We start from the raw sequence: 23849 nt of genomic DNA, 5'->3' as shown, positions 1-23849 counted from the left end.
TGCGGTGCGGGACGTTAACCTTCGGCTAAGGCTTCGGCAAGGGGTTGGACGAAGTCTGCGCGAAGCGTTGTCGGTTGTTCGGGATACCGGACGCGAGGGGGTTGTGGACTGCCGCACCGGCGCCCACAACCCCCTTGGGGCGTAAGGGAGTTAACGGCGCGTCCGGTCGAGGACGTACGTGGTGATGGAGCGGGCCGGCAGAGTCGCGGACGCCGTGCCGCCCTTGATCGAGGGCCGAGCGACACCGGCCCAGTTCTCGTCGGCCGACGTACGGACCGCCTTGGTGGCGCGCAGCGGTGACGAGTCGTCGAAGCGCAGGTTCAGCGCCGTGTCGGTGGAGTTGTGGTTGTTCACCACGACCACCCACTTGCCGTTCCGGTCATAGGCGGATGCCTCGACCCCCTCCGGCAGCCCCGTCACGTCGTGCATGACCGAGCCCGGCTTCACGAACTTGCTGTACTGGCCGAGCGTGTAGTAGCGCTTGGTGAAGTACAGCGTCTGATTGCCGTTCGTGGCGTAGTCCGGGTCGTAGTAGATCAGGCCGTCGTTCCAGCCCTGGTCGTTCTTGGCGAGCGGGTCGGAGCCGATCATCTCCGACAGGGCGACCCACCAGTGGAACGCGGAGTCGTGCGCGATCGAGAAGTCCTTGTAGATGATGCGGGAGAGGTTGAGCCCGCCGTCGATCGTGGGGTCGTACTCCTGCGCCCAGCCCGTGCCGCCCTTGCCGAAGCAGCAGATCTCCGTGGACCAGGAAGCCCTGCCGGCCGACTTCGAGGTCTCGTGCACCTTCGCACGGTCGGCGTCGGAGGGGTTGTCGTAGGTGTGGTGGGCCAGTTTGTCGACGTACTGGGCGGTGCCCGGCTCGTTGATCCAGCGCGGGACCTCGTCGTTGAACTTCACCGTGCTGGTCGACTCGTCGGCGATGATGCCGGTCCGCTGCCCCCGCGCCCGCTGCTCGGCGCCGAGCGCGCGCACGATGTCGTCGCGCTGCGGGACGTCGACGAGCATGCCTTCCTGGCCGCAGGAGTCGAAGCTGTTCGTCGGCTCGTTGAAGGGGCTGATGTAGTCGAGCCGTACGCCCTGCCGCGCGAAGTGGTCGGTGACATCGGCGACGTACTTCGCGAAGTCCTGCTCGTTCTCGGTCTTCAGATGGCCGCCGCAGCTCTTGCCGTTGGTTTTCCACTCGGCCGGCGCGCTGTTGACGAAGCCGATCAGATCCTCGACGCCGTACTTCGCGGCGGCGTACAGGAACGTACGACCCGCCCTGTCCTTGCTCCAGTCGTACGAGCCGTCGGCGCCCCGGAAGTCCTCGGGCGCGCGCGGCGCGTAGGTCACGCCCGTCCCGCCCCCGCCGATGTTGTAGCGGTAGGCGCTCAGGTCCAGGCCGTCGGAGGAGAACAGCAGACGGGCCACCCGGGCCCGGACCTCGGGGTCGAAGTTCTTCAGGTCGTTGACCCACCAGGCGCCCGAGGCGCCGATGTTGTCGATGGTCTGGGCGGCGTGCGCGGAGACCTCGGCCGCCGGAGCGGCGGCGTCCGCGGGCGGGGCGGATATCAGGGGGCCCGTGACGGCCAGCGCGGCGGCGGCCGTCAGCAGGACCGATCTGGGGGAGTGGGGGTTCCTGCGGGGGAGAGTCATGTGCATCCCTTCCGTCGTCACGAAGGTGGTGCGGTACGGCTCCTTGCGGGGGTGGTGCGTTTTACGGCGGTCCTCTGGCCCACGGTCTGGAGCGCCCCTTCGAGCGCGAACGTGGCCGCGCCCAGGCACACCGGGTCGGTGGGGATGGTGGAGAGGACGATCTCGGTGGCGGCCAGCGGCCGCCTCAGCGCGTGCCGGGCGACGGCCTCGCGCACCTCGTGCAGCAGCGGTTCACCGAGCGCGCCGGCCACCCAGCTGCTGAGCACGACGATTTCGGGGTTGAACAGGTTCACCAGGTCGGCGATCCCGGCGCCCAGATAACGGGCCGTGTCCCGGACCACCTTCAGCGCCACCGGATCGTGCGCCACGACCCCACGGGCCAGCGCGTCGATCGTCGCCGTCTGGTCCTCCGGGTGCAGCAGCGGGCTCTCGGCGGCCAGCTCCCGCAGGTTCACCATGATCCCGGGCGCGCCGACATACGTCTCCACACAGCCGTGGTTGCCGCAGTGGCACAGCCGCCCGTCCAGCACGAGCGTCGTGTGGCCCCACTCGCCGGCGCTGTTGCTCACGCCCCGGTGCAGCCCGCCGCCGAGCAGCAGCCCCGCGCCCACACCGGTGCCGAGGTTGACCACCACGGCGTCCCCACGGCCACGCGCGGCCCCGAACCACAGCTCGGCCACCGCACTCGCGCGCAGCGGGTTGTCCATGTACAGCGGGTAGGCGATGTGCTCGGCGAGGAGATCGAGCAGCGGCACGTCGTGCCAGTCCCAGTTGGGCGCGTACTCGGCGACACCGGTGTCCCGGTCCACCTGCCCCGGTACGCTCACCCCGACGCCGAGCACCCGGGCGCCCTCCACCCCGGCCTGCGCGACCACCGAGCCGACGGCGGCGGCGACATGGCCGACGACCTGCTCGGGGCGGCTCTCACCGGGGCGCATGTCCTCGTCGGCGCGGGCCAGGACGGTCAGCGCGAGATCGAACAGCTCGACCCGGACGTAGGTCTCCGCGATGTCGACGCCGATCAGCGCGCCACCGGAGGCGTTCACCGCCACAAGCCCCCGGGGGCGGCCGCCGGCCGAGTCCTCGAAGCCGACCTCCGTGATCATCCGGAGGTCGAGCAGCTCGCCCACGAGGGTGGCGACCGTGGCCAGACTCAGACCGGTGGCGGCCGCCAGCTCCTGCCGGGAGGTGGGCGACGCGGCAATGATCTGGCGCAGCACCTCGTAGCGGTTCGCCGTGCGGATGTCGCGTGATGTGCCGCGCTTCATCGAACTCGCCTCACAGACAAGCACCGTCGTGGTCGGATCGGCCGGGGGTCCGGGGGTTGTCCCCCGGGAAAACACAGCACCGGGGTGCCCCGTCCCTTCGCTCGGGCCGGGTCGTCATCGGCACCGGCGCGGCGCAAGGCTATGGTGCGCGGCGGACTTTCGACAAGGGGTTAGGAAAGGGGCTGTAGAAAGTCTTTCCGCTGGAAGCACCAGGTGTGGGGGACCGGCGAGTATCAGCGGCCGAGGATATCCCGCACGAACGCGTTGGCGAACTTCCCCGCCGGGTCCAGTTCCCGCGCCAGCGCCCGGAAGTCGGCCATCCTCGGATACCGCCCCCGTACGACCTCCGCCGGCAGCGCGAACACCTTCCCCCAGTGCGGCCGCGGCCCGAACGGGGTCAGCGCCTCCTCCAGCCGCCGCACCACCGGCAGTACGGCCGCCGTGTCCTCGACCCAGGTGAAGTGCAGGGCCACCGTGTCCCGGCCGTAGGCGGGGCTGAGCCACTGCTCGTCGGCCGCGACCAGGCGCACCTCGCAGGTCTGGAGCACGGGGGCGACGGTCGCCCGGATCGCGTCGATCGCGTGCAGCGCGTCCAGGGCGTGCTCGCGCGCCAGCAGATACTCCGACTGCAGCTCCGCCCCGCTGCTCGGGGTGAAGTCCGCCCGGAAGTGCGGCAGCCGCTCGTGCCACGGCCCCGGCACCCCGAACTGCTCCGTGCAGTTGACCGCGGGCATCCCCGGTACCGGGTGCAGCTTCTCGGTGGCGGGCGCGGCCCAGGGGAAGTCCGGCAGCGGCTGGTCGGTGCGCCGCTTGAGCCACACCTGCCGGAAACCGGGCGCGCCCCAGTCGGTGAACAGGCTCACGCTGTACGCCGACGACATCACCGTCTCGAACGCCGCCATGTCCAGCCCGTCCAGCGGCAGTTCGGTGAACAGGTGCTGCTCGACCTCGAAGGACGGCTCCAGGTCCAGGGTCAGCGCCGTGACCACACCTAGGGCGCCCAGCGAGGTGACGGCGCCGCCGAACCGCGGTTCGTCGCGGCCGACCGTCACCGCCGACCCGTCCGCCGTGACCAGCTCCACCTCCCGCACGGACGTGGCCAGCGAGCCGTTGCCGATCCCCGAGCCATGGGTGCCGGTGGCGACCGAGCCGGCCACCGAGATGTGCGGGAGGGACGCCATATTGGGCAGCGCGAGTCCGTGCGCGTACACCGTGCGGGCGAGCTCGGCGTACCGCACGCCGCCCGAGACCCGCACCGTACGGGCCGCCCGGTCGACGTCGATCACCGGAGGCAGGTCGGCGATCGAGAGCAGGACGCCCTCGGGGCCCGGCTCGGCGATCTCGTTGAAGGAGTGCCCGCTGCCCAGCACCCGCACCCGCGCGCTGCTCGCGACCAGCGAGCCGATCGCGGCGACCGAGTACGGCCGGTGCAGCTCCTTGGCGGTGTACGTGATGTTGCCCGCCCAGTTGGTGATCGTCTCCGTCATCCTCGCCGTCCTCCAGGGTGAGTGCCTGCGCGTGACCCTCTCATCCGCGACTGCATGACACATACACCCAGGAGGGGACCCGATGCGGCCCCGGCTCCCGCGGGGGCATACCGTGAGGAGTCGTACGCCTGAGCCGGGAGGAGATTACGGATGGGCAGCCGCACCGCACTGGTCGAGGATCTGATGGAGCGATTCCCGCACGTTCCGCGGGAAGCCGTCTTCAAGGAGGATCTGCTCCGGGGCGGAGTGGCCTTCGACCCCTCGGCCCTGAGCGACAACGAGTCCGGCGAGGTCAAGCCGAAGTCGTACTTCATCTTCTCCTTCGACCACGGGACCCTGCCGGAGCTGGGCGAGGCCGCGCTGCGGCGCCCGCCGGAGGAGATCATCCTCACCGGCGGGCCGTACGATCTGCGCCGCACCGTCGTCTCCGTGCGTGTGAACCCGGCCTCGCCCTACCGGGTCGCCGCCGACGAGCACGGTGTGCTCGGTCTCTACCTGGACGGCAAGCGCATCTCGGACGTCGGCGTGCCGCCCATGCCCGAGTACTACCGGCACACCCTCTCCAACGGGAAGTCGGTCATGGAGGTCGCCCCGACCATCCAGTGGGGCTATCTGATCTACCTGACCGTCTTCCGGGTCTGCCAGTACTTCGGCGCCAAGGAGGAGTGCCAGTACTGCGACATCAACCACAACTGGCGCCAGCACAAGGCGGCCGGGCGGCCGTACACCGGTGTGAAGGACGTCGACGAGGTCCTGGAGGCGCTGGAGATCATCAACCGGTACGACACCGCGAAGGCGTCGACCGCGTACACGCTCACCGGCGGAGCGATCACCTCCAAGCTCCAGGGCCGCGACGAGGCCGACTTCTACGGCATGTACGCCAAGGCCATCGAGGAGCACTTCCCGGGCCGCTGGATCGGCAAGGTCGTCGCCCAGGCACTGCCCAAGGGCGACGTCCAGCGCTTCAAGGACTACGGCGTGCAGATCTACCACCCCAACTACGAGGTGTGGGACGAGTACCTGTTCAAGATGTACTGCCCGGGCAAGGAGCGGTACGTCGGCCGGGACGAGTGGCACAAGCGGATCCTGGACTCGGCCGACGTCTTCGGCGCGCGCAATGTGATCCCCAACTTCGTTGCGGGCGTGGAGATGGCCGAGCCCTTCGGGTTCAGGACGGTCGACGAGGCCATCGCCTCCACGACCGAGGGCCTGCGCTTCTTCATGTCCCGCGGCATCACGCCCCGCTTCACCACCTGGTGCCCCGAGCCGACGACCCCGCTCGGCAAGGCCAACCCGCAGGGCGCCCCGCTGGAGTACCACATCCGCTTGCTCCAGGCCTATCGCCGGACGATGGAGGACTTCGGGCTGTCCTCGCCCCCCGGCTACGGCCCGCCCGGACCCGGCAACGCGGTGTTCTCGGTGAGCTCGTTCATGGACAGCCTCCCGGCGCGGGAGGCGACGGACGCGATGGAGACGACGCCCGCGGTCTAGCCGGGGCGGCACGGATGCCGGTATAGGTGAGACGGACGGGGCTCGCGTCCGTACCTGTGGCTGGAGTTGCCGGTCCACCACGGTCTGTCATGACATCTGAACACGACGCTTGTCAGTTGTGTTGAAACCGTGAAAAGGTCATGTCCTGCCGCGAGGTTCCCCCCAACTCCATTGCCAATATGGCGAGTTGACCTCGCATGTGGATGCAGGAGACTCATGCCCGACCTGCCGACCCCTCAGGACGCCACCGAAGCCGCGCTGTTCTCCGAGTGCTGGGACGCCGTGCTGTCGTACGCCGACCTGTGCACGGCCGGGTCCTCGGCGGCCAGGCAACTGGCCGCCGAGGCGTTTTCCGCCGGCATACGTGAGGCCCGCGAGGCCGAGACCACCACCTTCCGCAGCGCGGGCCGCCGCCCCGCCCGCCTGCCCCGGATCCCTCTCCTCCTGACCGCCGTACGCACCACGGCGGCCGCCTGGGAGGAGAGCGGGAACGGCCACAAGCTGGACCCCGACCTGCGCCTGTGGCTCAACTCCGACAAGGCCGCCCGCTACACCGGCCCCCCGCTCCAGCGCCCGCTCGCGCTGCGCGGACTGCGCGACATGCAGGAACCGGACGCGGCCCTGCTGTGGCTGGCCGAAGTGGAGGCGCTCCCGCAGGCCGTCGTCGCCCGCCGGCTCGGCCTCGACCCGGCCACCCTCACCGAGGAACTCACCCAGGTGCGCGGCGTGTTCCGGGACCGCTGCCAACGCAACCACCTCGACACGCCGATGGACGCGCGCTGCCGCAGCTACGCCCGCCTCCTCGACGCCGTCACCCGCTCCACCGCCGCCGAAACCCCCGGCGACCTCTCCCGCCACCTCGCCACCTGCGTCAACTGCGCCGAGGCCGCCGCCTGTCTGCGGCTGCACGGCGGCGGACTCCCCGGGGCACTGGCCGGCGGAGTCATCGGCTGGGGCGGCCTCGCCTACCTGGAGCGACGCCGCCGGGCCGCCGAGGTACGCCTCGGCGCCGGGCACCAGGAGCCGGCGTACGCGGACGCGGGACCGCCGAAGCCGGGCGCGCACAAGGCGCGCGTCCTGCGCAGCGGCCTCCTTCTCGCCGCCGTCCTGGTCTCCGCGCTCGCCCTCGCGGTGTCGATGATGCCGGGCGGCTCCACCGGTGACCGCACCGCGGCGGGCGGCGACCCGTCCGACCGGCAGCCGGTCGCCGACCCCGGCTTCTCCCTGCCGGTCACGGCCGGCACCCGGCAGCCCACCGAGTCCGCGGAGCCGTCGCGGAGCGCCCCGCGCAAGGAGTCGCCCGAGCCGAAGAACCCCAAGCCCGAACCCCAGGGCACCCAGTCCTCCACGGCCCGCGGGGACGACCCGGAGGAGTCCGCGAGCGCGGCCCCGGCGTGCGAGGTCGTCTACGACCTCGTCAACGAATGGCCCGACGGCTTCCAGGCCACCGTCACCGTCACCACCGAGGAGGCCCTGGACGACTGGCGCGTCGCCTGGTCCTTCCGCGACGGCCAGACGGTCGGCCAGATGTGGGACGCGAACTTCGCCCAGAACGGCTCCCGGATCACGGCCAAGGCCGCCGACTACAACCGCACGGTCCCCGCAGGCGGCTCGCTGGCCTTCGGGTTCATCGCCTCCTGGGAGGGGGAGAACTCACCGGCGTTCGACTTCACGCTCAACGGGGACGACTGCGCCTCGTAAATTCGGTTGACGGGCCTTCACGGGCCCCGGCTAGAGTGACAGCGGTTCAAAGCGGTGGCCGATCGGCCACCGCAGTCGAGCGGACGTAGACGAGGAGGTGTCGACTCATGGCTGTCTTTGCGACGAGCGCTGCCCGCATCCAGACCATCAAGTCCACCTCCGTGGCCGCCGGCTGAACCCAGAATCATTTTCCCTCCGCGCCTGTGCGCGCGGCTGCCGGGGCCGTTCCTCGTGAAGGGTCACCTGTTGACTTCCACCTCTGTTTCCCCCGCGTTGGCTCCCTACGGCTGGGACTCGGCCTGGGCCGACGCGTTCACCCCGTACGACGCCGAGGGGCTGCTGCCCGGTCGGGTCGTGCGGGTCGACCGCGGGCAGTGCGACGTCGTCACCGCCGACGGTGTCGTACGCGCCGACACGGTGTTCGTCACCCCCCACGACCCGATGCGGGTCGTGTGCACGGGCGACTGGGTCGCCGTCGAACCCGCGGGCAATCCACGCTACGTAAGGACGTATCTGCCGCGCCGTACCGCCTTCGTGCGCTCCACCTCCTCCAAGCGGTCCGAGGGGCAGATCCTCGCGGCCAACGTCGACCACGCCATCGTCGCCGTCTCGCTCGCCGTCGAGCTCGACCTCGGCCGTATCGAGCGCTTCCTCGCCCTGGCGTGGGAATCCGGAGCGCAGCCGGTCGTGGTCCTCACCAAGGCCGACCTCGTGCCGGACGCGGTGACGCTCGGGTACCTCGTCCAGGACGTGGAGACCACCGCGCCGGGTGTGCCGGTGCTGACCGTCAGCGCCACCCTGGGCGACGGCCTCGACGTCCTCTCCGCGATCGTCGGGGGCGGTACGTCCGTGCTGCTCGGACAGTCCGGCGCGGGCAAGTCGACGCTCGCGAACGCACTGCTCGGTGAGGACGTGATGGAGGTACAGGCCGCGCGCGACGTCGACGGCAAGGGCCGCCACACGACCACCACCCGCAACCTCCTCGCCCTGCCCGGCGGCGGGGTCCTCATCGACACCCCGGGGCTGCGCGGCGTCGGGCTGTGGGACGCCGAGGCCGGCGTCGGCCAGGTCTTCTCGGAGATCGAGGAGCTGGCCGGGCGGTGCCGCTTCCACGACTGCGCGCACGTGAGCGAGCCGGGGTGTGAGGTGCTGGCCGCCGTCGACAGCGGTGAGCTGCCGGTGAGGCGACTGGAGAGCTACCGCAAGCTGATGCGGGAGAACCAGTGGATCGTGGCCAAGACCGACGCGAGGGTCCGAGCGGAGCTCAAGCGGGACTGGAAGCGGAAGGGGGCCGAGGGGCGCGCCGCCATGGAGGCGAAGCGGGGGAGGCGGCAGTAGCGCCTGGTGGGGTGCCTCGTCCGTCGTCCGGCGGGCTGAGGGGTCGTGGGGGCTGGTCGCGCAGTTCCCCGCGCCCCTGGGGCGCTGCAGGGCTGTGGGCGATTGCCGCAGCGTGCCCCTGGGGGTGTCGCAGTGCCGTGTCCGATTCCCGCTAGCGCCATGTCCTCGCCCGGCGGAGACTGGACAGCGTGATGGACGAAGACACCAGGTACGAGGCGGTTCGCAGCCGGGATGCGCGGTTCGACGGCGAGTTCTTCTTCGCCGTCGAGACGACCGGCATCTACTGCCGCCCCAGCTGCCCGGCGGTCACGCCGAAGCGCCGGAACGTACGGTTCTTCCCGACGGCCGCCGCCGCGCAGGGCTCGGGTTTCCGGGCCTGCCGGCGGTGCCGGCCGGACGCCGTGCCGGGATCGGCCGCGTGGAACGTGCGGGCCGATGTGGTCGGCCGTGCCGTGCGCCTGATCGGCGACGGGATCGTCGACCGGGAGGGCGTCGCAGGACTCGCCTCCCGGCTCGGCTACAGCGCCCGGCAGGTGCAGCGGCAGCTCACCGCCGAGCTCGGCGCGGGCCCGGTCGCACTGGCCCGGGCCCAGCGGGCGCACACCGCCCGGGTCCTGCTCCAGACCACGGGCCTGCCGATCACGGAGATCGCTTTCGCGGCCGGTTTCGCCTCGGTCCGCCAGTTCAACGACACGATCCGGGCCGTGTACGCCTCGACCCCGAGCCAGGTGCGCGCCGCCGCCCCGCGCGGCGGCAGGTCCGCCGGACGTACGGCCACCCCGTCCGCCGGTATCCCGCTGCGGCTCGCCCACCGGGGCCCCTACCAGGCAGGCGCCGTCTTCGACCTGCTCGCCGAGGAGGCCGTACCCGGTATCGAGGAGGTGTCCGGCCGGCCCGGGCGCCGCACCTACCGGCGCACGCTGCGGCTGCCGCACGGCAGCGCGATCGTCGCGGTGGAGGAGACGGCGGACCACGCGGGACAGGGGCGGGCCGCCCACCCCGGCGGCTGGCTCGACGCCCGGCTCCACCTCACCGATCTGCGTGACCTGACCACCGCCGTGCAGCGGCTGCGACGCCTGTTCGACCTGGACGCCGACCCGTACGCCGTCGACGAGCGGCTCGGCGCAGACGCCCGGCTCGCCCCGCTGGTCGCCGCCCGGCCGGGACTGCGCTCGCCCGGCGCCGCCGACGCGGAGGAGCTGGCCGTACGCGCGCTGGTGGGCCCGCGGCGGGCCGGGGAGCTGGTGCGGCGCTACGGGAAGGCGCTCGACGCGCCCTGCGGCGGCCTCACCCACCTCTTCCCGGAGGCGGCCGTGCTCGCCGGGGCCGAGCCCCGCGGGCCCCTGGGCGCGCTCGCCACCGCCCTCGCCGACGGCGCCGTACGGCTGGACCCGGGCGCCGACCGGGACGAGGCGCACGCCGCGCTGCTGGGCCTGCCCGGCCTGGACGCGAGCACCATCGCCGTGCTCCGCACCCGGGCCCTGGGCGACCCGGACGTCGCCCCGCCCGGTGCGGACACCCCCGACAGCTGGCGCCCCTGGCGCTCCTACGCCGTACAACACCTGCGTGCAGCAGGGGAGTTGGACCAGTGATGACGATGAACACAAGGACCGCCATGACCGCCGCCACCCCCACCCCGTGGACCGAGCTCGACAGCCCGCTCGGCCCCCTCCTCCTCACCGCCGACCCCGCGACCGGCGCCCTGGCCTCGCTGTCCGTGCCCGGCCAGAAGGGCGGGCGGACGCTCCAGGACGGCCGGCGGCGCGACCCCGCGCTCTTCCGCGCCGCCGAGGAGCAGCTCGCCGCCTATCTCGCCGGTGAACTCAAGGAGTTCCAGCTGGAGTTCAGCACCCACGGCAGCGAGTTCCGGGAACGGGTCTGGGCCGCCCTCGACGATGTCCCGTACGGCGCCACCACCACATACGGCGCGATCGCCACGCGGATCGGAGCTCCCCGCGCCGCCGTACGGGCCGTCGGCGGCGCGATCGGCGCCAACCCGCTGCTGATCGTCCGCCCCTGCCACCGGGTGATCGGCGCCGACGGGGCACTGACCGGCTATGCGGGCGGCCTCGACCGCAAGGTGCGGCTGCTGACACTGGAGGGCTCGCTCTAGGCGCCGGTCGCGTGGCGGGGCGGGCCCGATGCCTCAGCCCCAGATCACGGCCCCCAGCCAGGCCCCCGCGATCACCTGGCAGGTGAACAGCTCCGCCAGCACACTCGACCCGCCCGAGCGCATCGCCGTCCGCAGCGCCGCCCTCGCCTCGCCGCGGCGGCCCAGGCGCAGCCGTTCCTCCAGGTAGATGCCGGCCATGAAGCCGGGGATCGAGCCGATGACGGGGATCAGGAAGAAGCCCAGGAAGGAGCCCGCCCCGGCGTACACCGTCATCCGGCGGCCGGCCCAGTTCGGGCGCAGCCGGCGGGGCGGCAGCGCCCAGCGGACCACCTGGGACAGGAACAGCGCGACCGTGGCCCCCACCAGCACCCACCACGCGACCGGCTGGGGATCCTTCACCGTCCACCACATGACCCCGGCCCACACCAGCCACGACCCCGGCACGCCGGGCACCAGCACTCCGCACAGGCCGAGCAGGAGGACCAGACCGACCAGCAGGAGGTCCCAGACTCCCATCTGACCAGAGTGCCGGAGCCCGCGAGAATACGCAGATCAGCGATTCCGCAAGGGGTACGCCCCGGCACCCCCGCCGGCCGTCACCCCTGCCGTTCCCGCGCCACCCACCCCCGCTCGTAGGCGTGCCACCCCAGCTGCAACCGGGTGGACACCCCGGTCAGCTCCATCAGCCGCTTCACCCGGCGCTGCACGGTCCGCAGGCCCAGGTCCAGCTGCTTGGCCACGCTCGCGTCGGTCAGGCCCGCCAGCAGCAGGGACAGCACTTCCAGATCGGTGTCGTCGGGGCCCTCCGGCCGCTGCTCGGTCACGCCGGAGGTGCCGAGACTGACCGGCAGCGCGTCCCGCCACACCGACTCGAACAGCCCGAAGAGCAGCTCCAGCAGTCCACTCTCGTGCACGACCAGCGCGGCCGGCTCCGCGGTGTGCGAGGTCAGCGGCACCAGAGCGAGCGTCCGGTCGGCGATCACCAGCTTGGTCGGCACCTGGTCCACGACCCGGACCTGCTCCTCACGGCCCAGCGCGGCGGACAGCTCGGTGACGCCGTGCGGCTGGTCGAGTACCGCGCGCTCCAGGACCACGCGGTAGCGCACTCCGCGATCGGCGGCCCGCTCCTCGGCGTCGTTCTCCGTGCCGGTGACCGCGACGGGGCTGCCGGTGACCAGCGCGCACACCTCTTCGCCGGCGCCGAGCTGGAGCTGCAGGAAGCGCTGCGACACCGCGGCCGCGCCGATCACCACCTCGACGAGGTCGTGCACGGCCGGCTCGGTGGCCCCGGCCCGGTACTCCTCGGCCAGCAGCGCGGCCGCCAGCTCCGCCTTCTCCAGCTCGTGCCGCTGCTGGGTGAGCAGCGCGCCCAGGGCCACGCCTGGCGGCGCGGCGACCCAGCGGCCGGGGCGGGCCGAGGACTGCGCGGCGAGCCCGTGCCGCTCCAGACGGCGCAGCGCGCGTTCGGTGTCGTGCTCGCCGAGCGTCAGCCGCCGGGCGAGGTCGGGGACGTCGGCGGCGCCCGCGGACACCAGCGCCCGGTACGCCGACTCGTGCGTCTCGTCGAGACCAATCGCTCCCAGCATCGGGCCGCGTTCCTCCCCAAGTCGAACACCGGTGTTCGGTCCGTGGCGGAAAACGGCCACGGCGCAAAACCGCCTCCGCACATCATCGCGGTACCACCGCTCACTCTGCCAAGGTGTCGCCACCGCAGCATCAACCACCGCCCGCAATGCCCGACTTGGGCCTCCTTGGCCTGCGCTTTCGCGCTCGCGGGCAGCGGCAGCACGGGAAGAGGGCGATCTTGGGGAGAGCGATTTCGCGTACGGCACAGGGCGCGGCCACCGCCGTGCTCCTGGCCGTGACGTCAGCCGTACCCACGCACGCGGCCACCGCCGGGCCGAGACCGCCGGCCGGCACCGGCGACCGGGCCACCCCCGGCGCCGACGCCGGCTCTGTCGTCACCCTGGTCACCGGCGACCGCGTCCTCGTCACCCGGGACGGGGCCGTCGCCCTGCCCGGACCGGACGGCACCACCCCCTTCACCCAGACCCGCCGGTCCGGTGACGACCTGTACGTCTATCCGGAGCACGCGATCGAGGCCCTCGCCGCCGGCCGGGTCGACGAGGAACTGTTCAACGTCACCGGACTGGTCCGCCAGGGCTACGACGACGCGCACCGCGCGACGCTTCCGCTGATCGCCACCTACGACCGCTCCGTCGCCCGTTCCGTGCCGCCCACCCCGCGCGGCGCCGAACGCGGCCTCGTCCTCGCCCCGATCGACGGGGTCGCCCTGGAGGCGGACAAGAAGAAGACCGCCGACCTCTGGGCCGACCTCACGAACCCCCGCTCCCGCGCGGCCGGCGACCTGGAGAAGCTGTGGCTCGACGCCAAGGTCCGGGCCACGCTGGACCGTTCGACCCGCCAGGTGCACGCCCCCGAGGCATGGGCCGCCGGCTACGACGGCAAGGGCACGAAGGTCGCCGTCCTGGACACCGGCGTCGACGCCGGACACCCCGACCTCAAGGGCCGGATCACCGCCTCGAAGAACTTCACCGACTCCGCGGACGCCGACGACCACGACGGCCACGGCACCCACACCACCTCCACCGTCGGCGGAACGGGCGCCGCGAGCGACGGCAGGAAGAGAGGCGTCGCCCCGGCCACCGGCCTCCTGAGCGGCAAGGTCCTCAACGACTACGGCTACGGCGAGACCTCGTGGATCATCGCCGGTATGCAGTGGGCCGTCGACCAGGGCGCCGACGTCGTCTCGATGAGCCTGGGCAACCCGGCCCGCACCGACTGCACCGACCCGATGGCGCAGGCCACCGAGGAACTCGCCCGGACGAGCGAGAACACCCTGTTCGTCATCGCGGCGGGCAACACGGGACCCGGCAACAACACCGTCTCCTCACCGGGTTGCGCCCCGAGCGTCCTCACCGTCGGCGCCGTCGACCGCGACGACTCCACGGCCTCCTTCTCCAGCCGTGGCCCCGCGTACGGCTCGCACACCCTCAAGCCGGAGATCACCGCCCCGGGCGTCGGTATCTCCGCGGCGGCGGCGGGCGGACGCGGCGTGTACGCGTACCGGTCCATGAGCGGTACGTCGATGGCGACCCCGCATGTCGCGGGCGCGGCGGCGATCGTCAGGCAGCGCCACCCCGACTGGAGCGCCCGGCGGATCAAGGCGGCCCTCGTCTCCTCCGCCGACACCGGCATCCCCGGTGACGTCCGCGAGACGGGCGGCGGACGTCTCGACGTGCGGGCCGCGATCGGACAGAAGGTGCTGGGCGCCCCCGCCCTGCAGGCCGGCACCTTCAACTGGCCGCAGGACGCGAGCGACCGTACGACGGTCGCCGTGCCCTACACCAACACCATGGACAGGGCGGTGGAGTTGAAGCTGACGGTGCCCGCCGTCACCGGCAACGACGGCTCCACCGTCCGCTCGACCCCTGTCCGGCTCGACGCCCGCAAGGTCACCGTCCCGGCGGGGGCCACGGTCGAGGTCCCGCTGCGGATCGACCCGACGGCCCGACTGGAGCGGTCCCAGTACGGCGACATCACCGGCCGCGTCCTCGCCACGGCCGACGGCGTCAGGGTCTCCACCCCGTTCGCGCTGTACGTCCAGCCGGAGACCGTCACCCTGCGGGTGAAGCTGCTCGACCGCACCGGCGAGCCCGCCGACGGCGCCTCCTCCCTCGACCTGATCGGCACCGACGACGCGACCGGTGAGCGCCGCTTCAACGAGGGCGCGACCGACCAGACGTACCGGATCCGGCCCGGCGCCTACTTCCTCTCCAGCTTCGTCACCACCCCGGAGACCGAGGGCACGCTCCTCGACTCCCTCACCTACCTGGGCAGACCGCAGCTGGAGATCCGTGACGACACGACGGTCGTCCTCGACGCCCGCAAGGCCCACCGCCTGACCATCGAGGCGGACCGGCCGACCGAACTCCGCGGCGCCACCCTCGGGTTCGCCCGCAGCTGGGACGGCACCTGGCTGCACGCGGGCACCGCGGCCGGCGGGCGCGAACTGCGCGGCTACTACGCCTCCGTCACCGGCCGGGCGAGCGACGGGGACTTCGAGTTCGACAGCTTCTGGCGTGCGGCTGCCCCGCAGATCACCGAACTCGCCGTCGTGGGCGGCCGGTCACTGCACCCGACCACGGCGTCCTACAGCTCGGCCAACCTCGACGGCACGGGCCGCGCGCCCTTCTTCGACGCCAAGTCCGGTACACAGGACGAGCTTTCGGGAGCGGCCGGGAAGATCGCGCTCGTCGGGATCCCGGACGGCGGCAGCGCCTACGAGATCGCGACCCGCGCGAAGGAGGCGGGGGCCGTGGCCCTCCTCGTCCACCGGGACGCGCCCGGCCGCTGGTACCCGTCGGCCGGCTTCACCGGCGGACCGCTGCCCGTCCTCGCCCTCCCGGCCGAGGAGGCGAGGACTCTGCTCGCGGAAGGGGACGTGACCCTGCGCTGGACGGCCACCGCGAAGAGCCCGTACGTCTACAACCTGGCCTTCCCCGAGCAGGGCCCGATCGGCGGCGAGCGCACCTACCGGGTCCGCGACCGGGACCTCGCGGCGACCACGGCGACGTACAACTCGATGGCGGGTGGCGCCACCGACCACATCGATCTGACGTCCATGACCCGCCCGAACGGGCTGACCGGCTACTTCAGCGGCCTGGAGACGGTCCCCGCGCCCTTCCGGCGCACCGAGTACCACTCGCCCGGCACGACCGGCTGGGAGCACGAGGTGTCCAGCAGCTTCCCGTGGGGCGAGTTCATGATCGACCCCATGCGCGGCTATGCGAAGGGCGAGCGGCGCACCGAGGAGTGGTACGGCGGCGTCCTCGCCCCCGCCACCCCGCGCGACGACGACGGGCGACCCGCGCTCGCCGCGGAACGGCAGGGCGACCAGATCGGCGTGGCGCCCGGCTTCTGGGGCGACGGCCAACACCGGGGCGTACAGGGCAGCTTCGGCGACATCGGGAGCATGACGCTGAGCCGGGGCGGCGAGACGATCGGCGAAAGCCCCTACCCCTTCGGCGTGTTCACCGTCCCCGCCGAGGAGTCGGCGTACGAGCTCACCCTCGACACCGCCAAGATCGGCCCTCCGGCCCGGGCGTGGAACCGCTCCACGCGTACGACCACGACCTGGACCTTCCGCTCCGCCCGCGACGAGGACACCTACTCGCAGGGCATACCACTGCTCTTCCCGTGGTACGCGCTGCCGGAGGACGGCCTGAAGACCCTCCCCGCCGAGGACGCAGTGACCATCACGCTCTCGGCGACGGGCCACGCGGGCTACCAGCCCGGTGAGTTGACGCGGGCCCGGCTCTCGTACTCGTACGACGAGGGCGGGACCTGGACCGAGGCGCGGACGGTGCGCCAGGGTGACGGGACCTGGAAGGCGACGGTGAACCACGGCGGAGCGACAGGAAAACAGGTCACACTTCGATCGGTCCTGACCGACGCGCACGGCGCCTCGGTCACCCAAATCGTGACCCGGGCCTACGACGTGCGCTGACGCGCGCGAAGGGGATCGGGGCCCGGGTCACCCGGCAGTCGCCGGGCGGTTCTCCCGTGGGGGGTGGGGCCGCCCGGCGACGTGTTTCTCCCGTTGTTTCGCAAGGCTGTTCAAGCCCTCACCCGACGTGGCGTCAGGGTCGGCCCCGGGAGGCCGGAATTTCCGGATGCCCCGTTTTCATCGGAGCCGTGCGGTGGACAATTGGGGGCATGAACCAGCAGGGGGGTAAGCCCACCGGCCGCGAGGACGACTGGTGGAGGCAGCTGTACGGTGACCGCACCGACGACACGGGTCCGACGACGGCCCGTGACACGCTGGACGACCGCTTCGCCTCGGCCGCCGGGACGGTCAACCAGCGGTCGGGAGCGGGCGCGTCGGTCCCGTCACCACGGGCGGACGCGGATGCCGTGGAGCCCGCGTCGACGTTCCCGGCCGGGCTGCCGAAGCCGCCGGGATTCACCGTGGAGTCACCGCCGGCCGACGTCGGGCCACCGCCCCCGCCGCCTCCGGTGGCGGCACCCGAGCGGCCGAGCCCGCCCATCGAGCCCGCGCCGCCCCCGCGCCCCCTCGCCTACGTGGGCGACGGCCCGCCCACCTACGCCGCCGAACCGACCGCCCTGCCACCCGCCGACCCGGACGACCTCGACGACCTGGTCGCCGACACCGTCCTCGACGGCGCCCAGTACGGCGCCTGCACCCTGCGCGCCGTCTCCCTGCGCGGAGACTCCGCCCGCTACCGGGGCGAACCCCGCCGCGACTCCCTGCTCACCGCCCGCTTCGGCACCGGCGACCACGCACTGCTCCTGGTGGCCATGGCCACCGGCGCCCGCGCCACCCCGGGCGCCCACCGCGCCGCCGCCGAGGCCTGCCACTGGATCGGCCGGGCCGTCGGCCGCAGCCACACCAGACTCTCCGAGGACATAAGGGCCGCACGGCGCGGCGACCTGAAGTCCGGGCTGCACCGCCTGACCGACCGCAGCCTCGGCAAACTCCGCGCCAGCGCCGCCGAACAGGGCATAGAACCCGAGGAGTACGCGGCGACCCTGCGCTGTCTGCTGCTGCCCGCCGACCCCGAGTGCCGTACGCGCGTCTTCTTCGGCGTCGGCGAGGGCGGCCTCTTCCGGCTGCGGAACGGCGAATGGCAGGACATCGAACCCCGCGCCACCGACGCCTCCGGCGAACCCGTCGTCGGCTTCGGCTCCCTGCCCCCCGAGACACCCGAGGGCGACCGCCTCACCATGGACCTCGGCATCACCACACCGCCGAGCCCCTACGACCAGGCCCCCGAGCCGCCCCGCGAACCCTTCCGCTTCCGCGCCTCCGTCGCCCGTCCCCGCGACACCCTCCTGATGTGCACCAGCGGCCTCGCCGACCCCCTGCGCGGCGAACCCGAACTCGCCGCCCACCTGAGCGGACGGTGGTCCACCCCCGAACCGCCCGGTCTCGCGGAGTTCCTCGCCGACACCCAGGTCCGGGTGAAGGGCTACGCGGACGACCGTACGGCGGCCGCGGTGTGGGAGGCGTGACCGACTCCCTCAGCTGTAGGGCACCCACTTGCGCGCCGAGGTGTCGTACGAGTAGCGCGGCAGTCCGTCGATGCCCGTGGTGCGGAACGGACGGCCGTGGTCGTCGATACGGACCGTGCCGGTGCGGCCCTGCGAGGACCAGTCGAGTTCGAGGTACCAGCTGCAGTCGCAGCCCTTCGTCCGCGCGTCGATCAGCAGCACCTCGGGATCCTCGGCGGACACCCGGTACGGAAGCCGCATCGCCGGGATGGTGACCCCCGAGTCATTGCCGTCGGCGGGGCGGGCGATGGGCCGGTCCTTGTCCAGGTCGACGTCGAAGTAGCGGGGCGTCAGCGCGCCGCCGCAGCCGTTGTCCATGGCGTACGAGCTGCCCCTGCCGGGCGCCGAGCGGCCGACGACGCGCACCCGCAGCGCCTCCAGCACGACGGCCGTCGACGTCCGGCCCTGTACGGAGACCTCCACGAGTGTCTGCCGCCCGTGGACGGCGTTCTGCGTGCCCGCCCAGGTCTCGGCGTCCTGCGGGGCGGGCGGCGGGGGCACCTGCCGCGGGGACCTGGCGATGACGTAGTCGTGGCCGCAACCTGCCTGCCAGACATGGGAGTCGGCGCTCCAGGTGAGGGGCACCCCGGCCGGGGGCCGCTGCTGACCGGGCCCCTTCGAGGGCTCCTCGGTTCTCTCGCCGGGCTTCGGCGAGGACTTCTTCGAGGCACCGGCCGAGGGCGAGCTGCTCGTCTTCGGCGAGGGGCTCGGGGACTTGGTCGACTTCGGGCGCGGAGTTCCGGGCCGGGTCGCGCGGGGCGGATCGGCGGCCTCGACGGAATCGCTCGCGCCGGGACGGCGGTCGTCGTCGGGCAGCGCGGAGAGGCTGCCGAGGGTGGCGAGGAGCGCGGTCGCCACGGCCGCGGAGACCAGGAAGCGCCGACGGCGGAACCAGGGGCGGTGGGGCGGCTCGGGCGACACGGGGTCCAGGGCCGGTTCGCCCGCCGGCTCGGGCGATACGGGGTCCTGGACCGGTTCGCCCGCCGGCTCGGGGGGCGTGCCCGCCGTGCCCGTCGCCTCGGCAGCCGCCGTGCGCGACCGCTGCCGCGCGGCCACCGCCAGGATCCACAGCCGGTGCAGCTCCAGCCGCTCCTGCGGCGTCGCCCCGCACAGCGCGGCGAACCGCTCGACGGGGGCGAAGTCGAGGGGGACCGCGTCACCGGCGCAGTAGCGGTGCAGCGTGGAGGTGTTCATGTTCAGGCGGCGGGCCAGCTGACCGTAGCTGCGGTCGGTGCGTTCCTTCATGCGCGTGAGTGACGCCGCGAACTCCTGGACGTCGTCGTCCTGTGCTTCCGACACTGTTCTCCCGTGTCCTCCGCGTCCCGGGACGGCATCCCAGGCACTCCATATACCTGCACGTCAGAAGGGCTGGGATGGTTCCACCGTCGCGGATCGGGCGACGGCGCTTGCGGCCGCCCGCTGTGACGGCTGATGCTCTTGGTGTCGCACCGACCAGGGCCGGGGGGACCAACCGGCGTCGGTGACGAGCCACTTCCGCACGTCCACGCTGTCATGCACTCATCTGATCCACGGGGGGACCATCCATGCCCAAGCGCACCCGAGCCGGCGTGCTCACCGCACTCGCCGTCGTCGGTCTCACGGCGGGCGCCGCACTCTCCGCCGCGCCGGCCGGCGCCGCGCCGAAGACGCCCGCGCCCAAGTTCCTCGCGGCGTCCGAACTGCCGCCGCACTCCACCGGCTGGACCGCCGACAAGGTCAAGGGCGGCATCCCGGAGGAGATGCAGTACTGCTTCGGCGAGTCCCTGCTCGCCTACACCTCCAGCTACCGCACCTTCCGCACCGACCTCGACACCGGCGCCGAGCAGCTCAACGTGGTCGTCGGAAACAGCGCCAAGGCCAAGGCTCTTGCCACCCGCCTCGACAAGGACGTCAAGCGCTGCGTCACGCGCATGAACGCCGCCCCGGACGTCGAGGCCGACTACAGGAGTTACGGCAGCCTGCCGGTCGAGGAGGGCGCCCGCGTCCACGGCTTCGCGACCCGTGCCTCGTGGGGCGCCATGGACATCCACCTTCTCTCCGTCGGCCGGGACGGCGGCACCGTCACCGTCGTGCAGTGGGGTCAGATGGGCGACTTCGCGGACGCTCCGGTGAAGGCGTTCAAGAAGACGACGACCACGGCGGTGAACAAGCTCTACTGACCGACGCGCCACCCGGACCATCGCAACAGCGGGGCCGCCCTCCCGGACGGGGGTCGGGCGGGCGGCCCCGCCTCCGTCGCGGCGCGGGCACCCATGAATTCCGGCCAGTTTCCCAGGGCGCGGAAAGATGGCCCGAGGCGCCCTGTTGCCCCGCCACCGGACCTGTGGGCGTCCCACCTCGCCTACGGCCCCGACCGCCCCGGCACTTCGTCGACTACGGCCGGATCGACAGGCCGGCATCGACGCACGGGCCGATCCCCGTGGCCGGCGCGCCCGCACGGCAGTCGGCCCGATGCCGTGCATGACCGCAGGGTCGGGCCGTCTCCCTCCGGCATCGGATGCACCGCCCCGCCTCCCCTCCCCGCGAGCACGCCTTCGCCCGAAAAGCGGGGTGTGGCCGGTGGCCGACCCGAGCCGGTCTTCGCGCCGGGCGACCGCCGGGCGGCCGACGGGTGACGTTTCGGCTTTCATCCAACCTGCCTGGACCGCCCCAACCGTGGCCGAACACCTGGTCGTTCACGATTCGACATGACTGGCGCCAAGTCCCACTGGGAAATGGTCCCGTGAACGTGTTCGAGCCAGGAGGGGAACCGACATCGGCACGCGGGCGGGGGTCATGAAGAGGCAGGCGCGAGGGGGCGGTCCCGTGACAATTGGGGCCTCCTCGGTGGAGACAGTGGAGGACAGGGCCGCGAGCGCCGGGGAACACGCGCAGCCGCCTCAGCTCAGGCGCAGACTGGGGCGGCGGGATCTACGAGCCGTACCGGAGGCACGCAGGGCGCTGCGCGAGCTGTTACGGCACTGGGGACCGCCGGGACGATCGGACATAGCGGAACTGCTGACCAGCGAGCTCGTCACCAACGCGCTCGTGCACACCGACCGGGAAGCGGTCCTGACGGCGACCGTCGGACCGGGCGGACTGCGGGTGGAGGTACGGGACTTCGTGACCCGGCTGCCCAGACCGCGCGTACCGAACGCCGACGACGGTACGAGCGGCCGGGGCCTGCTCCTGGTCCAGTCCCTCGCGGACACCTGGGGTGTGCGGACGCACGCGGTCGGGAAGGCGGTGTGGTTCGAACTCGGCGCGGGCGCCGCATGAGGACGTGCACGACGCGTGACCGGTGGCGTGCGACGACGAAGGGGCGCGACCCGTCCTGGGTCGCGCCCCTTCGTCGATGACACCGATCCGTCCTGACCGGGTCGATCCGTCCTGACCGGCGGGCTCAGCCGAACTGCTGCTCCAGGTCCTTGAGCTTGCGCTCCAGGGAGTCGAGCCGGGGCAGTGCCATGGTGTCGTCCTCCGCGGTGAGGTCGACGGTCACCGGGTCAGAACCGGTGCGTACGGGCTGCAAGGAGGGACGCGTACGCAGGGGCAACTGTTCCGGCGTCGATATGGCAGGCTCCGCGGACACTTGGGCCGAGGCCCGCTCCAGGGCCTGCGTCTCGACCTGCCGTCCGGTGCCGCGGCCGATGAAGCCACGGTGACCCCGGCTGATGGCCTTGAGCTGGGCGCGCTCCATGCGCTGCTGGTCGCGCCGGCGCATCCGGGTCTCCTCCTTCTGCCGCTTGTCCTCACGGACCTCGTCGACCGCCTCGTCGAGGCTGCGCACGCCCTCCAGGAGCATCAGCGACCAGGCGCGGTAGGTCTCGCGGGGCGCCCGCAGCCACCGGACGATCCGGATCTGCGGGAGCGGCCTCGGCACCAGACCCTGCTCACGCAGCGCGGCCCGGCGGGTCTGCTTCAGGGCCCGGTCGAACAGCACGGCCGCGGAGAGGGACATCCCCGCGAAGAAGTGCGGGGCGCCGTCGTGGCCGATGCCCCTGGGCGCGTGCACCCAGTTGAACCAGGCCGCGGCGAACGCGAACGTCCACACGAGTATCCGGGAGCCGAGCGCCGCGTCACCATGGCTGGCCTCGCGCACCGCGAGGACCGAGCAGAACATGGCCGCGCCGTCGAGGCCGAACGGCACGAGGTACTGCCAGCCGCCGGTGAGGCCGAGGTTCTGCTCACCGAAGCCGACCAGGCCATGGAAGGAGAGTGCCGCGGCGACCGCCGCACAGCAGAACAGCAGCACATAGGAGACGGTGCCGTATATGGCCTCCTTGCGCCTGCGGCGCTCCTCGCTGCGCTCCCACGAGTCTTCCCCGCTCGTGTCCTTGCCCGAGGCCTTCCCGCGCCGGAGCACCGCTATCGCCGCCAGCAGGCCCAGGAGCAGGACGGCGCCCGGAAGCAACCAGTTCAGCGATATGTCGGTCAATCTCATCTGGGGTCCCTTGCATTGGGATAGGGCGTAACGCCCGCCATAGTGGCCCAATCCCACTGGCCCTCAGGGGGTTTCGGGGCAAGAGGCCGCCAAGGAAGTGCAAGGGGATGCCCAGGGCGGCGTTCCGCTCGAACTGCCGCTTGAGGAGCAGGAGTTGAGTTCGAACAACACTACCCGTGCGGGTGGTTCCACGGAAAGTTCCCGCACGGGGTGAGGGAATTGTGAAACGCCTGTAACCGTAACGAGTGTCCCGCTCGTGGGTGATCTTACGGCACGAAGGGTTACGCGGGCGTCTGAGGGGGCGTCAACCGGCTGCGGTGAGAAGCTTGGTGACTCGGTCCGCGTCGCAGGTGCGCGGGCAGGTGGCGCAGGTGTCCTCGGGGCGCAGCGTGTAGAACATGCAGCAGCTCGCCCGGTCCCGGGTGGGCAGTGACTCGCCGTCCGGGCCGGTGAGTTCACGGAACGCGGCCGAGCCGACATACGGCTGTGTCGAGCCCGGCAGGAGCAGTTCCAGCTCGCGGCGGGCCCGGTCCTGCTCGCCGTCGCCGAACAGATGGGCGACGTACCACAGGCTCTCGACGATCTCGTCGGTCGCCATGCCCCACAGGGCGCGGCCGCGGCGGCGCATGCGCGGGCCGAAGCCGGCGAGGACGGGTTCGAGGTGCTCGGCGACGGCGGCCCGTACCTCTGCCCGCAGGGCCTCCTCGTCCGGGACGACCCTGGCGCCGGGCAGGATCGCCGCGGGGTCGCCGGGGAGGCAGGCGAAGGTGGCCGGGCGGGCCGCCAGGCGGCCCATCGCGAGGCCGGGGGCCGTGCGGTCGTACGAGACATGTGTCACGGGGAGGCGGGGGACGCGGCGGAGCAGGAACCACGGCACGGTGATCAGCAGGCAGGCGGGCCAGGCGTAGCGGTGCAGGCCGAAGCTCGCGACCACATCGGGGCGGGCGGGCTGTCCGTAGTCGCGCACCACCTGGGCGTCGTCCCAGGCCAGGAAGGCGTCGAGGGCGCCGCCCCCGTCGGCGAGGGCGGCTGCGGGGATCCATCCGGCGTGGTCGGGCATCGGCTCGGGCGTGGGTGGCTGGATGATGTCGAGCCCCGGGAAGGCCGTGGTGAGACGGGTGTAGGCGTCTGCGAGGGCCGAGGGGGGCACGGACATGGGGGCCACCGATGCGTGAGGCTTCAAAGGTAAGCCTTACCTTACCCGAGATCGCTGTGGTTTGAACTGTCGCGTTCTGCGCCTATGGTGCTTGACGGGTGAGTAACAACCCGCCGTAATGGCCGCAAGTACCGACACG

General features: G+C 72.3%; 16 protein-coding genes and 1 pseudogene. 9 read left to right on the top strand and 8 right to left on the bottom strand.

The window, feature by feature from the left end; genetic code table 11:
• Positions 1-162 precede the first annotated feature (162 nt).
• From ACFPQ9_RS05895 to ACFPQ9_RS05885, 3 genes and pseudogenes are all read right to left on the bottom strand, one after another.
• Positions 163-1638: pseudogene (locus ACFPQ9_RS05895) on the bottom strand (glycoside hydrolase family 30 protein); the annotation flags it as partial.
• 17 nt (positions 1639-1655) lie between these two features.
• Positions 1656-2906, bottom strand: a complete 1251-nt coding sequence (locus tag ACFPQ9_RS05890; RefSeq protein WP_380847575.1) for an ROK family transcriptional regulator — start codon at positions 2904-2906, stop codon at positions 1656-1658.
• Positions 2907-3139: 233 nt separating this feature from the next.
• Complete coding sequence (locus ACFPQ9_RS05885; protein WP_380847572.1) at positions 3140-4393, bottom strand: FAD-binding protein; 1254 nt, start codon at positions 4391-4393, stop codon at positions 3140-3142.
• A gap of 150 nt (positions 4394-4543) precedes the next feature.
• On the opposite strand from ACFPQ9_RS05885, the gene ACFPQ9_RS05880 reads away from it, so the two are divergent.
• The 5 genes from ACFPQ9_RS05880 to ACFPQ9_RS05860 all read left to right on the top strand — a co-directional run bounded on the left by ACFPQ9_RS05880 (position 4544) and on the right by ACFPQ9_RS05860 (position 11036).
• The gene (locus tag ACFPQ9_RS05880) at positions 4544-5884 is read left to right on the top strand and encodes a radical SAM protein (protein WP_380847569.1); all 1341 of its coding nucleotides are present in this window, start codon (positions 4544-4546) and stop codon (positions 5882-5884) included.
• 216 nt (positions 5885-6100) lie between these two features.
• Positions 6101-7585, top strand: coding sequence for a cellulose binding domain-containing protein (locus tag ACFPQ9_RS05875; RefSeq protein WP_380847566.1), 1485 nt, complete (start codon positions 6101-6103; stop codon positions 7583-7585).
• Between the two features lie 246 nt (positions 7586-7831).
• On the top strand, positions 7832-8923 hold the full coding sequence (rsgA, locus tag ACFPQ9_RS05870; protein ID WP_380847563.1) for a ribosome small subunit-dependent GTPase A: 1092 nt from the start codon (positions 7832-7834) through the stop codon (positions 8921-8923).
• Between the two features lie 191 nt (positions 8924-9114).
• The gene (locus ACFPQ9_RS05865) at positions 9115-10515 is read left to right on the top strand and encodes a DNA-3-methyladenine glycosylase 2 family protein (RefSeq protein ID WP_380848449.1); all 1401 of its coding nucleotides are present in this window, start codon (positions 9115-9117) and stop codon (positions 10513-10515) included.
• A 23-nt stretch (positions 10516-10538) separates the two neighbouring features.
• Positions 10539-11036, top strand: coding sequence for a methylated-DNA--[protein]-cysteine S-methyltransferase (locus tag ACFPQ9_RS05860; RefSeq protein WP_380847560.1), 498 nt, complete (start codon positions 10539-10541; stop codon positions 11034-11036).
• Positions 11037-11069: 33 nt separating this feature from the next.
• Here the strand turns inward: ACFPQ9_RS05860 and ACFPQ9_RS05855 are convergent, their stop codons facing one another.
• A complete protein-coding gene (locus tag ACFPQ9_RS05855; protein WP_380847557.1) occupies positions 11070-11552 on the bottom strand; it encodes a DUF456 domain-containing protein in 483 nt (160 codons plus the stop codon).
• Between the two features lie 80 nt (positions 11553-11632).
• Positions 11633-12622, bottom strand: coding sequence for a helix-turn-helix domain-containing protein (locus ACFPQ9_RS05850; RefSeq protein WP_380847554.1), 990 nt, complete (start codon positions 12620-12622; stop codon positions 11633-11635).
• A gap of 218 nt (positions 12623-12840) precedes the next feature.
• Between ACFPQ9_RS05850 and ACFPQ9_RS05845 the strand changes: the two genes are divergently transcribed.
• Both ACFPQ9_RS05845 and ACFPQ9_RS05840 read left to right on the top strand, forming a co-directional pair.
• Positions 12841-16566, top strand: a complete 3726-nt coding sequence (locus ACFPQ9_RS05845; protein WP_380847551.1) for a S8 family peptidase — start codon at positions 12841-12843, stop codon at positions 16564-16566.
• 209 nt (positions 16567-16775) lie between these two features.
• Entirely contained in the window at positions 16776-18092 is a 1317-nt protein-coding gene (locus tag ACFPQ9_RS05840; protein WP_380847548.1) for a PP2C family serine/threonine-protein phosphatase, read from the top strand.
• Between the two features lie 9 nt (positions 18093-18101).
• On the opposite strand, the gene ACFPQ9_RS05835 is transcribed toward ACFPQ9_RS05840, so the two are convergent.
• Positions 18102-19430 carry a helix-turn-helix domain-containing protein gene (locus ACFPQ9_RS05835; RefSeq protein WP_380847545.1) on the bottom strand — a complete coding sequence of 443 codons (1329 nt, stop codon included), beginning with the start codon at positions 19428-19430 and terminating at the stop codon, positions 18102-18104.
• Between the two features lie 245 nt (positions 19431-19675).
• Here ACFPQ9_RS05835 and ACFPQ9_RS05830 point away from each other — a divergent pair, with 245 nt between their 5' ends.
• On the top strand, positions 19676-20290 hold the full coding sequence (locus tag ACFPQ9_RS05830) for a hypothetical protein (RefSeq protein ID WP_380847542.1): 615 nt from the start codon (positions 19676-19678) through the stop codon (positions 20288-20290).
• 616 nt (positions 20291-20906) lie between these two features.
• Complete coding sequence (locus tag ACFPQ9_RS05825) at positions 20907-21389, top strand: ATP-binding protein (protein ID WP_380847539.1); 483 nt, start codon at positions 20907-20909, stop codon at positions 21387-21389.
• Positions 21390-21513: 124 nt separating this feature from the next.
• Here the strand turns inward: ACFPQ9_RS05825 and ACFPQ9_RS05820 are convergent, their stop codons facing one another.
• Together ACFPQ9_RS05820 and ACFPQ9_RS05815 are read right to left on the bottom strand one after the other, a co-directional pair.
• A complete protein-coding gene (locus tag ACFPQ9_RS05820) occupies positions 21514-22554 on the bottom strand; it encodes a DUF2637 domain-containing protein (protein WP_380847536.1) in 1041 nt (346 codons plus the stop codon).
• A gap of 304 nt (positions 22555-22858) precedes the next feature.
• The gene (locus ACFPQ9_RS05815; RefSeq protein ID WP_380847533.1) at positions 22859-23710 is read right to left on the bottom strand and encodes a (2Fe-2S)-binding protein; all 852 of its coding nucleotides are present in this window, start codon (positions 23708-23710) and stop codon (positions 22859-22861) included.
• Positions 23711-23849 lie beyond the last annotated feature (139 nt).

The organism is Streptomyces coerulescens (genome assembly GCF_042657965.1).
In the GTDB taxonomy this organism is placed as follows: Bacteria; Actinomycetota; Actinomycetes; order Streptomycetales; family Streptomycetaceae; genus Streptomyces; species Streptomyces coerulescens.
Note: the sequence above shows the minus strand (reverse complement) of the source record. Positions and strands in the feature narration are given on the sequence as shown.

What these genes read in the sequence shown, in the direction of transcription:
- ACFPQ9_RS05865 (WP_380848449.1), top strand. Translation starts at nt 9,115, where the DNA reads ATGGACGAAGACACCAGGTACGAGGCGGTTCGCAGCCGGGATGCGCGG.
- ACFPQ9_RS05880 (WP_380847569.1), top strand. Translation starts at nt 4,544, where the DNA reads ATGGGCAGCCGCACCGCACTGGTCGAGGATCTGATGGAGCGATTCCCG.
- ACFPQ9_RS05890 (WP_380847575.1), bottom strand. Translation starts at nt 2,906, where the DNA reads ATGAAGCGCGGCACATCACGCGACATCCGCACGGCGAACCGCTACGAG.
- ACFPQ9_RS05860 (WP_380847560.1), top strand. Translation starts at nt 10,539, where the DNA reads ATGACCGCCGCCACCCCCACCCCGTGGACCGAGCTCGACAGCCCGCTC.
- ACFPQ9_RS05825 (WP_380847539.1), top strand. Translation starts at nt 20,907, where the DNA reads ATGAAGAGGCAGGCGCGAGGGGGCGGTCCCGTGACAATTGGGGCCTCC.
- ACFPQ9_RS05850 (WP_380847554.1), bottom strand. Translation starts at nt 12,622, where the DNA reads ATGCTGGGAGCGATTGGTCTCGACGAGACGCACGAGTCGGCGTACCGG.
- ACFPQ9_RS05875 (WP_380847566.1), top strand. Translation starts at nt 6,101, where the DNA reads ATGCCCGACCTGCCGACCCCTCAGGACGCCACCGAAGCCGCGCTGTTC.
- ACFPQ9_RS05815 (WP_380847533.1), bottom strand. Translation starts at nt 23,710, where the DNA reads ATGTCCGTGCCCCCCTCGGCCCTCGCAGACGCCTACACCCGTCTCACC.
- ACFPQ9_RS05820 (WP_380847536.1), bottom strand. Translation starts at nt 22,554, where the DNA reads ATGAGATTGACCGACATATCGCTGAACTGGTTGCTTCCGGGCGCCGTC.
- ACFPQ9_RS05830 (WP_380847542.1), top strand. Translation starts at nt 19,676, where the DNA reads ATGCCCAAGCGCACCCGAGCCGGCGTGCTCACCGCACTCGCCGTCGTC.
- ACFPQ9_RS05840 (WP_380847548.1), top strand. Translation starts at nt 16,776, where the DNA reads ATGAACCAGCAGGGGGGTAAGCCCACCGGCCGCGAGGACGACTGGTGG.
- ACFPQ9_RS05855 (WP_380847557.1), bottom strand. Translation starts at nt 11,552, where the DNA reads ATGGGAGTCTGGGACCTCCTGCTGGTCGGTCTGGTCCTCCTGCTCGGC.
- ACFPQ9_RS05885 (WP_380847572.1), bottom strand. Translation starts at nt 4,393, where the DNA reads ATGACGGAGACGATCACCAACTGGGCGGGCAACATCACGTACACCGCC.